This is a genomic window from Microbacterium gorillae, from assembly GCF_050990725.1.
Lineage (GTDB): Bacteria > Actinomycetota > Actinomycetes > Actinomycetales > Microbacteriaceae > Microbacterium > Microbacterium gorillae_A.
Genome location: NZ_CP158844.1, coordinates 2,345,079 through 2,357,981, shown reverse-complemented (window position 1 = coordinate 2,357,981; position 12,903 = coordinate 2,345,079). Strand labels below are relative to the sequence as shown.

Below are 12,903 nucleotides of genomic sequence, written 5' to 3'. Positions count from 1 at the left end.
GAAGGAGTGAAGCATGGCGATCCTGCCCTCCATCTCCGGACCTCGTGATCTGGACCGATTGAGCTCGCGCGAACTCGCCCAACTCGCCGCTGAGATCCGCGAGTTCCTGGTGCAGAACGTCGCTCGCACCGGCGGGCACCTCGGGCCGAACCTGGGGGTCGTGGAACTCACGATCGCCGTGCACCGGGTCTTCGATTCGCCGCAGGATCCGATCATCTTCGACACCGGCCACCAGTCCTACGTGCACAAGCTGCTCACCGGACGCCAGGACTTCTCCGAGCTGCGTGCGCGGGGTGGGATCGCCGGCTACCCGCAGCGCTCCGAGAGCGAGCACGACGTCGTCGAGTCCTCGCACGCGTCCAGCTCACTGAGCTGGGCCGACGGCATCTCCCGTGCCTTCACTCGCACGGGCCGCGCCGACCGACACGTCGTCGCGATGGTGGGCGATGGCGCGCTCACCGGCGGCATGACGTGGGAGGCGCTGAACAACATCTCCGACGACAACGACCGCAACCTGGTCATCATCGTCAACGATAATGGCCGCTCGTACGCTCCGACCATCGGCGGCATGTCGCGCTACCTGAACCGGGTGCGAACGGCGGCGGCGTACAAGGATCTGCACCGCAAGTCGGACCGGTTGTTCCGGGCTTTCGGGCCCGTCGGTCGTGCCGTCTTCCGTGGTGTCCGCGGCGGCACGCACGGATTCCTCTCGCGCTTCACGAACAACGTCGCCCTGTACTCCAACCTCGACATCAAGTACCTCGGCCCTGTCGACGGACACGACCTGCCGATGTTGATGGAGACCCTGGAGCAGGCGAAGTCCTTCGGCGCGCCGGTCATCGTGCACGTCATCACCGAGAAGGGACGCGGCTACGCGCCCGCGCGCAACGACGAGGCGGATCAGTTCCATGCCGTCAACCCGATCGATCCGCGCACCGGCGAAGCGCTGAAGCAGGCGCGGACGGGGTGGACGGATGTGTTCTCCGAAGAGCTCGTGAACGTCGGTCAGGATCAGTCCAACGTCATCGGGATCACCGCGGCGATGCTGCGTCCCACGGGGCTCGCGGCCTTCGCCGAGCGATTCCCGGATCGCGTGTATGACGTCGGCATCGCCGAGCAGCACGCGGTCGCCGCCGCGGCAGGGATGGCCTATGGCGGCCTGCACCCGGTGGTCGCGCTGTACGCGACCTTCATGAATCGCGCCTTCGACCAGGCGCTCATGGATGTGGCGCTGCACAAGGCAGGCGTCACGTTCGTGCTGGATCGCGCCGGTATCACGGGTCCGGACGGCCCGAGCCATCACGGCATGTGGGATCTGGCGATGCTGCAGATCATCCCGCACATTCGCATCGCCGCTCCGCGTGACGCTGACCGCCTGCGGGAAGCGCTGCGGGAGGCTGTAACCATCGACGACGCGCCCACAGTGATCCGATTCCCGAAGGGCGCCGTCGCGGACGATCTGCCTGCGCTGGAGCGGCTGGCCGACGGCGTCGACGTGCTGGCGCGCTCCGAGTCCGAGGACGTCCTGCTCGTCGGCATCGGTCCGTTCGCGCACCTGGCGATGGATGTTGCACAGCGCCTGCGTGCGCAGGGCATCGGGGCCACGGTGATCGATCCGCGATGGGTGGTGCCGGTCGCCGAGTCTCTGGTGGAGCTCGCCGCGCGTCACCGTCTGGTGATCACGATGGAAGACGGCATCCGCGTCGGCGGCATCGGCACACGCATCCGTCAGGTGCTCCGCGAAGCCGGCATCGATACGGCGGTCGACGAGTTGGGTGTGCCTGACGAGTTCATCGACCACGCCACGCGCGAGCAGGTGCTCGAGGATGCCGGACTCACTGCCACCAAGATCGCGCAGGATGTGGTCTCCCAGGTGCTGGGAACCCGCGTGCCGATGGCTCGTCCGCACCCGGATGGGGCGCTGTGGACGGGACAGATCACGACGCAGACGGGTTCGACCGGCATCGTCCGCTGATCAGCGCAGGCTCGGCAGCAGAGCGGTCGCGATCGCACCGGGACCTTCCGCGCGGTCGCGCAGCGCTGTCGCGAGCAGGTAACCGTCGGTCAGCGCATCACCCGTCACCATCACGCGGAGCAGCTCGATGCCGCACTCGGTGCGCACTCGCTCGCGACACGCATCGACCACAGCGGGGGACAGCAGATCGTTCACCGGGAGCGCAGACCCGGGAAGGCTTCGCACGATGTCGCGCAGCGCCGCGCTGACGATGTTGCCCGCTCGCTCCTTCACGCTGACCACATCGAGCTCGAACACGCGCAGGTCATGGCCGGTCACGAGCGGCCGCCAGTCGAAAGAGGCGTGGACCCGGTGCTGGGTGTCATCGGCTCCGGTGAGTTCGCGGACGGGAAGGTCGGTGGACCGGGTGCGCACGTCGATCATCCGGTACCACCACAGCAGCGGAAACGCCGCATGGCTGCCGGGTGCGAGGACGACGACATCGCCGGCGGATCCCCGCCGGGTGCCGGCGCGACGGATGATCGGCTTCCCATTGCGGGTGCGGATGGCGGCCGAGCCCTCATCGACCGTCACGAGAAACAGTTTGATCAGGGCGGGGATCACCAGGAGCGTGCCCGCGATCGCGGTACCCGTCTTCAGGAGACTGGCCATTCCGCTACCGGACAGGAGTCCGTTCAGCGCGTCGAACATGCGGTGTCCTCGGATGTGGGCTGCTGCACAGCACCATCATCTCGGCCTGTTCAGCGATCGCGACGCGGATCCGGGCCTTTCGACGCAGCGTTCACCTGTGGTTGGGTGAGTGTTCGCCTCACTCGCCGAGCTTCGCCACGTCGGCCATCAACGGCAGGATCGCGCGGCGCACGGGCGGAAGTCTGAGCGCCGGCAGTGCCACCGACAGCAGCCGGGTTCCGTTGTCGATCAGTCGTCGCGTCCGCTCGCGTCCCGGGGAAGTGTCCTGTACCCATGCGAGGGTGAGCGCCAGGTAGATCCGGTACAGCGCCTCCGGGGCGAGCTGTGCGACCTCCGCGGGAAGGCGGTCGGATGAGCCGTCGATGGTCTCGCGCAGCAGGGTGATGACGCTGTCCCGGGCGGGGCCGGACTCCGCAGACAGCGGACTGGCATCGGATCCGGGCGCCAGCGCCGCAAGGGCGAACTCGCTGGCGTGGTCGCCGAAGGGCTCCAGCTGATCGAGACCCGTGTGCAGAAAGGCCTTCAGGCGCGGGGCCAGTTTCGTCTCGCGCGCGAGCAGCGGCGTGAGGACGGCGCGATGATCGGCCTGAACCTGCACGTAGAGCTCCTGGATGAGGTGGCTCTTGCTGGGAAAGTGGTAGTAGGCGCTGCCGACGGACATGCCGAGCTCATCGGCGAGCAGGCGAATCGTGGTGGCGTCGAAGCCGCGCTGACGGAATGAGGCGATCGCCGCATCGCGAATCGCCGTGCGGGTGCGTTCGCTCTTCGGGGTGGACATCAACGGGCTCCTTCGGGGGTGGGCTGGCGAACGCCGTAGCGTGCAATGTCTCGGTCGAGGTGTCGGCGCGTGACCTCCCACGCGGCGACGGCGGACCCCGCGGCGACGAGGGCGACGGGGATCGCGAAGCCGGGGGACACATATCCGGGCAGGAACAGCACGACGGGACCACCGGCCACGCAGCCAGCGAGTGCACCCGCGGCAAGCCGATGAAGGCCGCGGTGGGTGGTGCGGTTTAGTGACCGTTGGATCAGCGTCGCGAGAAGAAAGCCGACCGCCATCGGGATCGCGCCGAAGATCACGCCGAAGAAGGCGAACATGACCAGCCCGGTGAGGAAGAAGAATCCGTTCGCTTCGACGGGGCTGAGGATCGCGCCGATCAGTGCGTTCGTGGTCGGAAGGGTGATTGCGAAGTAGAGCAACGCGCGGACCGATGCGCGCCAGAGTGCGGTGTTGGACATCCGGGGGAACACGTCATCGGAGTCCACGGGTGTGGTCGGGCGTGCCATCGTTCCCTCCTTCGTCTATCGAACATGTTCAAAATATCACCGCTCTGTCGGCAGAGATCTCAGCCATGAACGCCGTATCGGAGCGCGGCCCGGTCGATCTTTCGCCGGGTGACCTCCCAGGCAAGGACCGCAGCCGTGGAAGCACTGAGAACGACGATGACCACGACTCCCAGCCGGTATGGCCAGGAGAACGGAGATGGTAAGAGCGCCATCACACCGAGCGCAACGGTTCCAGCCAGAACACCGGCGGTCAGCCGATGAACCCAGCGGTGGAGGCTGTGGTCCAATGTGCGCTGGAGCACGAGAGCGAGCAGGTACGCGATCATCGTCGGGACGGTGCCGATGATGGCTGCGATGAACGCCGTCGCAGCGAGCGGGCCGATCAAAGCCAGAAAATCGGCGCCGCTCGAACTCATCAGGAAGCCAACCATCAAGAAGGACACCAGAACTGAGAAGTAGAGCAGTGCGCGTGCCGAGGCTCGACAGAGCGGCGTGGCGGACATTCGGGGGAACACATCCTCGGGTGCCACGGGCGTCGGGGCGTTCATCGGGAACCTGTTGAATCGAACATGTTCAAAAAATACCGCGGGCAGGTTCTGGATGCAAGGGCGGTGGACTGAGCGACGACGATACGGAGGGCTTTGCCTACGGTTCTCGCGCGTGTCCACGCATGTCGCGCACCCCCACTCGCTGCCGGGGAAGATGGCAGTGCGTGGATGTGCTGTGCGTGCGGGGTCAGCGTGTCAGTGACGCGAGCGTCTCCCGCACGAGCTCCGAGACCGCAGGAGCGGCCGCGGCGCGATCCGCGGGAACCAAGCCGATGCGGGTACGGCGGTCGAGGACATCGTCGGCGTTCAAAGCTCCCTCCGCGCGCACGGCGAACTCGATCTCGGATCGCAGGATGTCGATCCCCGGGGCGATCGGGGAGAAGGGATCGCCGAGGCGGGCCGACGTGAGGACGGTGCTCGCGTCCGCACCGAATCGCCGTCTCAGTTCCGTCGGTGCGGTCTCCGGGGGCGGGGCCTCAGCACCGACGAGGGGGAGCGTTGCCGTCGTGCTGGGCCCGCCAGGGAGTGCGAAGCTCCGGCACGCGAGGTCGACGGCGTCCTCGGCCATGCGTCGGTAGGTGGTGAGCTTCCCGCCGAGCACGTTCACGAAGCCGGCGGGCGAGAGGGTGACGAGATGACGCCGGGAGATGTCGGCGCTCGATTCGGTGGCACCAGTGTCGATCAGGGGGCGGAGGCCGGCGAAAGTACCGAGCACGGACTCGCGGGTCAGAGGTGTCCGCAGCGCCTGATTGACGGTGTCGAGCAGGAAATCGATCTCGGTCTCGGTGGACGTCGGTATTGGGGGGATGGGGCCGGGAGCGTCTTCGTCAGTCAGGCCGATGATGACCCGTCCAAGTTGAGACGGCAGCGCGAAGACGAAGCGACTCAGCGAACCCGGATGCGGCACCATGACGGCGGCGGTCGGATTCTCGAGCGCCGCCGCGTCGACCACGAGGTGGGTGCCGCGGCTGGGGCGCACGCGGATGCTGTCATCCAGAGCGCCCGCCCACACGCCGGTGGCGTTGATCACCGCGCGCGCTCGGATGTCGACTCGCTCGCCCGTGAGCTGGTCGACCGCTGTGGCACCGTCGCGGCGCAGCTGCTCTGCGCGCACGCGCGTCAGAATCGTGGCCCCGTGCGCGGCTGCGGTACGTGCGACCGTGACGACCAGACGAGCGTCATCGATGAGCTGGCCGTCGGCGCCGAGCACGCCACCGCGCAGGAGCCGTGAGTCCAGCGCCGGGGCGAGACGCTGGGCCGTATCGGCACGCACCAGGCGTGGACGCGCGAGTACGCTGCGCGGGGTTCCCGCGCGCATCCGCAGGAGGTCGCCCATCGCCATTCCGACCGTCCCGCCGAATCGCTGCCGCCAGTCCACGGCTGGGACGAACGGGATGAGCTGGGGGAGCGAGCGGATCAGATGCGGTGCGATCCGCGTCATCAGCAGGTGCCGCTCCCGCGCGCTCTCCACGGCCGTCGCGAAGTCACCGGTGGCCAGATAGCGCAGACCGCCATGGACGAGTTTCGAGCTCCAGCGGCTCGTGCCGAAGGCGAGATCCTCCGCCTCGATGAGAACGACGCTCAGACCGCGCGCGGCGGCATCCAAAGCCACACCCACTCCCGTGATGCCGCCGCCGATCACGAGGACATCGCATATGCCGTCGGCGGCATGTTCGAGCGCGCCGCGCCGCGTCACCGCGTCCGGCAGGAAAGAGGAGCGGGCAGCCGTCATGGTCGGAGGTGGCCGTCCAGTGCGAATCGCAACTCGCGCCGCCAGGCTTCGGCATCGAGCAGAGCTGTGACCGTTCCGTGCGAGAGAATCGCCGACTGTGTGATGAGGAGGAGCATGGTGGCGATCTCTGCCGGAGGGGCGGGCCTGATGGATCCGTGCTGCTGAGCCCGCGAGATCGACTCCGCGAGCCAATCGAGGATGGCGCGCTGGCTACTGCCGAATCGCTGCAGGGTGTATCGAGTGAAGACCTCCGGCTCGCGCTCCAAGAGCGCTGCATACATCGCGTCCTCGCGGAACCGTGTCGCGAAATCGAGGACATCGGTGACCAGCTCGTCGCGGTTGGATGCGGTCGGGAACTCCGCCAGCAGGATCATCACACGCCGCAGCAGCGCTGCCCGGACCACGTCGTCAGCGCCCTGCCAGCTGCGGTACACCGTCGGACGGCTGAAGCCCGAGGTTCGCGCGAGCTCCGCGATCGTGAGGCCGCCGACACCTCGTTGTGTGATCAGCGTCTCGGCAGCGTCCAGGATCCGGTGTTGTGTGTCGTCCCAGCGGGTCGGTGCCGGATCAAGCAGCGGTTGACGTTTTTCCATGATGTGTCACACTGTAACCCGTGAAGCAGAGTCGCGAAACCACCCCGGATGACCCGCAGATGCTCTGGAACGGCTGGGGCGATCCCGGGCGGGCAACGACCCTCCCGCTCGCCGTGCGCGCGCTCTTGCCGGCGCTGCTCGGCCGTGTGCAGCGTCCCGCAACGGCTCCCGAGCTGGCGGAGGTCGTCGTGCGGCCCTCGCGACTGTCGTCCGCTCAGCGAGCTGCGCTGGAAGACATCGCGGGCGCGGATCGAGTCGACGTGACCGACGAAGCGCGCCTGCGCCATGCGGGAGGACGGTCCACGCCGGATCTTCTGCGCCGCCGCGCCCGCGAGCAGGATGTGCCCGATGGGGTCGTGCGACCCGCCGACCACGCCCAGATCGTCCGCATCCTGCGGGAAGCGGCGGGGCTCGATGTCGCGATCGTGCCGTTCGGTGGCGGGACCAGCGTGGTGGGCGGCCTGGATCCGGAACCCGGCGCGCATGCCGCCGTCATCGCGTTGGATCTTGCGTCGCTGAGCGGGCTGATCACGCTGGATGCGGTCAGCGGGGAAGCGACGCTCGGTGCGGGTACACGCGGACCCGAGGCCGAGCGGCTCCTCGCCGAACACGGCTTCGAGCTCGGCCATTACCCGCAGAGTTTTCGCTATGCGAGCATTGGCGGCTTCGCTGCGGCGCGCTCGTCCGGACAGAACTCGGCCGGCTATGGCCGGTTCGACACAATGGTGATGGGCCTGCGGGTCGCAACGCCCACGGGAGAGCTGACCCTGGGGCGCGCTCCGGGATCGGCCGCTGGGCCGGACCTCGTCCGGGTGTTCCTCGGCTCCGAGGGTGTGTTCGGTGTCATCACCGAGGTGCGCGTTCGCGTGCATCCGCGGCCGACGGAGCGCATCGTGGAGTCGTGGACTTTCCCCGACTTCGCCACGGGTGTTGAAGCGCTGCGCCAGGTGGTCCAGCGCGGCGAACAGCCCACGGTGATCCGCCTGTCCGACGAGGTCGAGACCGGGGTCAGCTTGGCGCAGGTGGGCAAGATCGGTCGCGTGCTCGCGCGCGGGGCCAGCGCCGTGACGGTGTTCGAGGGCGACGGAAGCGAAGCTCAGCGCGACAGGACAGCGGCGCTGCTCTCTGCAGCAGGGGGAACCAGCACCGGGAGGACCGCCGCCCAGGAGTGGATGGACGGCCGGTTCGACGGTCCGTACCTCCGCGACGCTCTGCTCGGGGCCGGTGTGTTCTGCGAGACGTTGGAGACCGCGACCACCTGGTCGAACCTGCATCACCTGCGAGACGCGGTCACCACTGCTCTTCGGGAGGGGTTCAGCACCGCCGGAGCGAAGAGTTTCATCATGTGCCATGTGTCCCACGTGTACCCCACGGGCGCATCGCTGTACTTCACCGTGCTCGCGGGCGTACGCGGCGACCAGCTGGCGGCGTGGGAGCCGGTGAAGCAGCGCGTCGGCGATGCCATCATGGCCGCGGGCGGAACCATCACCCACCATCACGCCATCGGGCGTGACCATGCGCCGTGGCTGGTCGACGAGATCGGAGAGACGGGCGTGCGCATCCTGCGGGCGATCAAGCGCGAACTCGACCCCCACGGCGTCCTCAACCCCGGTGTGCTGGTGCCCGACCGTGACTGAATCGGCACGCCGGATCGCGGTTCTCGTGAACCCGCATGCGGGCAAGGGGAGGGGCGCGGCGATCGGCGACGCGGCCATCGCTCATCTGCGTGGACGGGGTGCCGTCGTGGCGGATCGGCGGGGCGAGAGCGCATCCGACGCCGTGAGCCTGTTGAGTGAACTGCTCGCTGAGGCGCCGGATGCCGTCGTCGTGGTCGGGGGCGACGGGACGCTGTCCGCCCTGGCGGAGTTGCTCGTGTCTGCCGGCACGCCGGTCGTGCTGGTGCCGGCTGGCACCGGGAACGATCTTGCTCGCGCGCTGGGAATTCCGCGCGATGCGCCGGAGGACGCGGCCGAGGCGGCGCTGAGCGGCTCTGTGCGACGAATCGATGTGGGCGCGATCGCCGTGGCGGACGGTATGCGTCTCTTCCTGACGATTGCGGCGCTCGGCTTCGACGCGAAGGTCAGCGAGCGGACGAACCGCCTGCGGTATCCGCGTGGTCGGGCTCGCTACTTCCTTGCGATCGCGATCGAGGTGCTTCGTGTTCGCCCAATGCGGTTCCGTCTGGGGCTCGACGGTGCCGAGGCGACGCACCGGCCTGGCACCCTCATCGCCATCGGCAACACAGCCAGCTATGGCGGCGGCATGCCGATGTGCATCGGAGCCGATCCGGCCGACGGTCTCCTTGACGTGGTGCATGTCGCGCCGCTGTCGCCGCTTCGGCTGATCCTCCTGCTGCCCCGGCTTCTGGCGGGTACCCACCTGGATCGCCCGGAAGCCCAGCGCCAGCGGGCGCAGGCGGTGGAGGTTTCAGCACCTGATCTGGTCGTGTATGCGGACGGTGAGAGGATCGCCGAGGGCTCTTGTCAGGTGAGCGTGCGTCCGGGAGCGCTGACGATGCTGATCCCAGAGGAGGCCGCATGAACGGGTTCGATGAAGATGTCGTGGTGATCGGGTCGGGCTTCGGCGGTGCGGTGAGCGCCTTGCGACTGTCCGAAAAGGGGTATCGCGTTCGGATCTACGAGGCGGGACGGCGTTTCGAGGACGAGGATTTCGCGAAGACCTCCTGGGATGTGAGGCGATATCTCTGGGCGCCGCGGCTGGGGTGCTTCGGAGTTCAGCGCATCCATCGTCTGCCGCATGTCATGGTGCTCGCAGGCGCGGGAGTGGGCGGCGGGTCGCTCAACTACGCGAACACGCTGTACCAGCCGGGGGCAGCCTTCTTCGCCGATCCGCAGTGGCCCGACGGGCGCGACTGGGGAGCAGAACTCGAGACGCACTACGCGACGGCGCGACGCATGCTCGGGGTTGTCGAGCACTATCCCCACACCGGGGTGGTTGAGCAGATCATGGCCGGTGCTGCTGGAGATCTCGGGGTTGGCGACACGTTCCGGCACGCGCCGGTGGGGGTCTTCCTCGGCATGCCCGGTGTCCGGGTTCCCGATCCCTTCTTCGGCGGCGACGGACCGGATCGCACGGGGTGCACGCTCTGCGGGAACTGCATGGTGGGTTGCCGGGTAGGTGCGAAGAACACCCTGATGAAGAACTACCTCGCGCTCGCCGAGCGGCGCGGAACGACAATCGAAGCTCTGCGGACGGTCGTCGACGTGCGGGAGCATCCGGACGGTGGCTTCGTGGTCACCACGCAGCGCACCGGCGCGTGGTTCGGTCGCGATCGCCGCACCATCCGCGCGGAGCACGTGGTGGTCTCGGCGGGGACGTGGGGAACGCAGCAGCTGTTGCACCGCATGCGGGCGTCGGGATCTCTGCCGCGCCTGTCGGCCGCCCTTGGTCGACTGACACGGACCAACTCGGAAGCGCTGGACGGCGCGGTCACCACCCGTGTCCCGGACGGTGCGGGGCTGGCCGATGGCGTGGCCATCACCACGTCCTTCCACGTCGATGACCGCACCCACGTGGAGAACGTGCGCTACGGGCCCGGATCGAATCTGATGGGCATGCTCGCGACGGTGCTGGTTCCTGGCGATCGTCGGCTGCCGGGACGCATCGCGTCGTTCGTCGGAAAGGTGCTGCGCCATCCGATCCGGGAGCTCCGCCTCGCCTCCCTGCATCGCTGGAGCGAGCGGGGAATCATCGCGCTCGTGATGCAGACCGCCGACAACTCGCTCACTCTGTCGCTACGCCGCCGCCTCGGCCGCTCCGTGCTGACGAGCGAGCAAGGTCACGGCGAGCCGAATCCGTCCTATCTGCCCGAAGCGCATCGCGCGACGGCGGCGATCGCGGCGCAAATTCAGAAACACACGGGGGTGCCCGCGGAAGCACGCGGCAGCTGGCCGGAGGTGTTCGGAATCCCTCTCACGGCGCACTTCCTGGGTGGTGCGGTGATCTCGTCCTCACCGGCGGACGGTGTCGTGGATCCGTATCACCGGGTGTGGGGGCATCCGGGACTGTTTGTCGTGGACGGTTCCGCTGTTCCCGCGAATCCCGGGGTGAATCCCTCGCTGACGATCACTGCTCTCGCCGAACGCGCCATGTCGTTCTGGCCGGTCAAGGGGGAGAGGGACGCCCGGCCTCCCCAGTCCTAGGCGACGTCCGCCGCGAGGGAAGCGCGCAGATCGCGGATGAGTTCGTGGCGGACATCGCGGGGAATTCGCTCGGAGAACACCGCGCTCAGCTGCAGCGTTCCTGGCGACGCGAACCCAGGCACCGGGGCGAGTCCCGGTTCCCCGCGATGTGATCGGGGCAGCGCCGTCATGCCCTCGCCCGCGCGGACCGCCATGAGCAGGCCGGTCAGGTCGATGCTCTCGCGCACGAGGTCGAGGCCGCGGGCGACGGGGGAGCCGAGCAGCGTCTCTCGGACCAGGCACGGGGCCGTGAACGCGACGAGGGCATCCGTGCGTGGCTGTGTGGCGGAGGTGAACCAGTCCAGAGCCACTCGCCCGATGGACACGCTGTCCGCTCCGAATCGGCCATAGCCGAGCACGACATCCGCGGTGCGGGCGCGTGCGAACTTCTCGAGGTGCACCGTGCGGTGAAACCTCATGGACAGGCGCTGCTCCGGGGCGTGTGCGGCAAGCACGCGTGAGACAGTGCGCAAGGTTCCGACACCCGCCATGTTCGTGGACGCGACGACGAGATCAGCGTCGATGCGGCCACGCGCGCGATCCAGCGCGTCGTCGTGAGCCGCGATGATCCGATAGGCGTCGGCCACGAGGGATTCTCCGACCGCCGTGAGAGCGATCGTGCGTCCTCGCCGCACGAGCAACGGCGTGCCGATCTCCCGCTCCAGCCGTCGCAGGTGTCCCGTGACCGCGGGTTGGGACAGGTGCAGCGCCTCGGCTGCGCGCCCCACACCGGCGAACGCGGACACCGCGAGAAGGCTCCGCAGCTCCGGGATGCCGAGTGTGCTCACCTCCTTAGTCTGCCGTCGGGATCCTGCATTGAGGGCGATCCATCACGATTCGTGATGCGGAATTCTGTTCGGCAGTGTCGCGGTGCACGGTCGAAACATGCTCAAACCTTCGGTGCTCGTCTCTGCCGCCGCGACTGTGGTGCTGTACGCGCTCAACTACGTGCTGGGCGCCGTCGCGGTTCGCTCGGCGGCGCCGTTTCTCGTGCTGGCGCTGCGGTGGGCCGTCATCGTCATCGTGCTCTGGGCCGCTGTGCTGACCATGAGGATTCGACTTCCGCGCGGCCGCGCCCTGTGGGAAGCGATCGGGGTGAACGTCCTGACCCAGGGAGCGCAGTTCATCGCGTCGTACTGGGCTCTCGGCCACGGCGCGAGCGCCGGGGTGGTGGCGCTGGTGATCGCCATGAATCCGGTGATGACCGCCGTCGCTACGTCGTTGATCCTTCGACGCAGGCAGGGAGCGACTGCGTGGTGGGCTGTTTTCGTGGGCGCCGTTGCGGTCATGTTCGCCTGTCTTCCGAAGATCGCGGCAGATCCGCGTGTCGGTCCAGTGCTCGTCGCCGTGGTGCTCGCGTTGCTCGGGCTGTCGCTGGGATCGCTCTGGCAGGGCGAGCGTCTGCGCGGTGAGAGCCCGATCGCGCTGAACGCCATCGGTGCGTGTGTCGGGCTCCCTTTGCTCGCGCCGTTCCTGTTCGTCGCGCCGCCGGCGATGCCCACGAGCTGGAGTGTCTGGCTGCTGATTCTGGTGATCGGGCTGATCGGGGCGGCGGGAACCACCTGCTACTCGTGGCTCGTTCGGACTGTCGGCGCAGGGGAGGCGTCGATCGTGTTCTCCGTGATCCCTGCCGTCACTGCGGTTGCGGCGTGGGTTCTGCTTGGCGACGCGGTGACGGTGCCGGTGGTGATCGGTCTCGTGCTGGGTGCGGTGGCATGCCTGCTTCGGGTGCTGCCGCCGGGGCGGGCCGGTGCGGCGGCGGGCGCGCGGGGTGGTGAGTTGCCGAGGCGGCGGCGCGGTGCGTCGCGGGGTCGCGGGCGCGTCGTGTCGTGACGTTGGGCGCGAGGGTCGTGACGCGGTCTCATTTGTTTCTCAT

General features: G+C 68.2%; 12 protein-coding genes. 5 read left to right on the top strand and 7 right to left on the bottom strand.

The window, feature by feature from the left end; genetic code table 11:
* The first annotated feature begins 13 nt into the window (after positions 1 to 13).
* A complete protein-coding gene (gene dxs / locus ABTV68_RS10715) occupies positions 14 to 1,975 on the top strand; it encodes a 1-deoxy-D-xylulose-5-phosphate synthase (RefSeq protein WP_433673651.1) in 1,962 nt (653 codons plus the stop codon).
* Here dxs and ABTV68_RS10710 read toward each other — a convergent pair whose 3' ends face one another.
* From ABTV68_RS10710 to ABTV68_RS10685, 6 genes are all read right to left on the bottom strand, one after another.
* Entirely contained in the window at positions 1,976 to 2,665 is a 690-nt protein-coding gene (locus tag ABTV68_RS10710; protein ID WP_433673650.1) for an SPFH domain-containing protein, read from the bottom strand.
* Positions 2,666 to 2,783: 118 nt separating this feature from the next.
* Complete coding sequence (locus ABTV68_RS10705) at positions 2,784 to 3,443, bottom strand: TetR family transcriptional regulator (protein WP_433673649.1); 660 nt, start codon at positions 3,441 to 3,443, stop codon at positions 2,784 to 2,786.
* Positions 3,443 to 3,952 (bottom strand): hypothetical protein, encoded by a 510-nt coding sequence (locus ABTV68_RS10700; RefSeq protein WP_433673647.1) that lies wholly within the window; start codon positions 3,950 to 3,952, stop codon positions 3,443 to 3,445. Before ABTV68_RS10700 ends, ABTV68_RS10705 begins: the two co-directional genes overlap by 1 nt.
* Before the next feature lie 59 nt (positions 3,953 to 4,011).
* The gene (locus ABTV68_RS10695) at positions 4,012 to 4,455 is read right to left on the bottom strand and encodes a hypothetical protein (RefSeq protein WP_433673646.1); all 444 of its coding nucleotides are present in this window, start codon (positions 4,453 to 4,455) and stop codon (positions 4,012 to 4,014) included.
* A gap of 232 nt (positions 4,456 to 4,687) precedes the next feature.
* Positions 4,688 to 6,232, bottom strand: a complete 1,545-nt coding sequence (locus ABTV68_RS10690) for a glycerol-3-phosphate dehydrogenase/oxidase (RefSeq protein ID WP_433673645.1) — start codon at positions 6,230 to 6,232, stop codon at positions 4,688 to 4,690.
* The gene (locus tag ABTV68_RS10685; RefSeq protein WP_433673644.1) at positions 6,229 to 6,825 is read right to left on the bottom strand and encodes a TetR/AcrR family transcriptional regulator; all 597 of its coding nucleotides are present in this window, start codon (positions 6,823 to 6,825) and stop codon (positions 6,229 to 6,231) included. The genes ABTV68_RS10690 and ABTV68_RS10685 overlap by 4 nt, the downstream gene beginning before the upstream one ends.
* Before the next feature lie 20 nt (positions 6,826 to 6,845).
* Here ABTV68_RS10685 and ABTV68_RS10680 point away from each other — a divergent pair, with 20 nt between their 5' ends.
* The 3 genes from ABTV68_RS10680 to ABTV68_RS10670 are packed head-to-tail and all read left to right on the top strand — an operon-like array spanning position 6,846 to position 10,988.
* Entirely contained in the window at positions 6,846 to 8,462 is a 1,617-nt protein-coding gene (locus ABTV68_RS10680) for an FAD-binding oxidoreductase (RefSeq protein ID WP_433673642.1), read from the top strand.
* Positions 8,455 to 9,366, top strand: coding sequence for a diacylglycerol kinase family protein (locus ABTV68_RS10675; RefSeq protein ID WP_433673641.1), 912 nt, complete (start codon positions 8,455 to 8,457; stop codon positions 9,364 to 9,366). Before ABTV68_RS10680 ends, ABTV68_RS10675 begins: the two co-directional genes overlap by 8 nt.
* A complete protein-coding gene (locus tag ABTV68_RS10670) occupies positions 9,363 to 10,988 on the top strand; it encodes a GMC oxidoreductase (protein ID WP_433673640.1) in 1,626 nt (541 codons plus the stop codon). The genes ABTV68_RS10675 and ABTV68_RS10670 overlap by 4 nt, the downstream gene beginning before the upstream one ends.
* On the opposite strand, the gene ABTV68_RS10665 is transcribed toward ABTV68_RS10670, so the two are convergent.
* A complete protein-coding gene (locus ABTV68_RS10665) occupies positions 10,985 to 11,815 on the bottom strand; it encodes a LysR family transcriptional regulator (RefSeq protein ID WP_433673639.1) in 831 nt (276 codons plus the stop codon). The genes ABTV68_RS10670 and ABTV68_RS10665 overlap by 4 nt on opposite strands.
* A gap of 97 nt (positions 11,816 to 11,912) precedes the next feature.
* On the opposite strand from ABTV68_RS10665, the gene ABTV68_RS10660 reads away from it, so the two are divergent.
* Positions 11,913 to 12,860: a DMT family transporter gene (locus ABTV68_RS10660; protein ID WP_433673638.1), complete on the top strand. Its 948-nt coding sequence runs from the start codon at positions 11,913 to 11,915 to the stop codon at positions 12,858 to 12,860.
* Positions 12,861 to 12,903 lie beyond the last annotated feature (43 nt).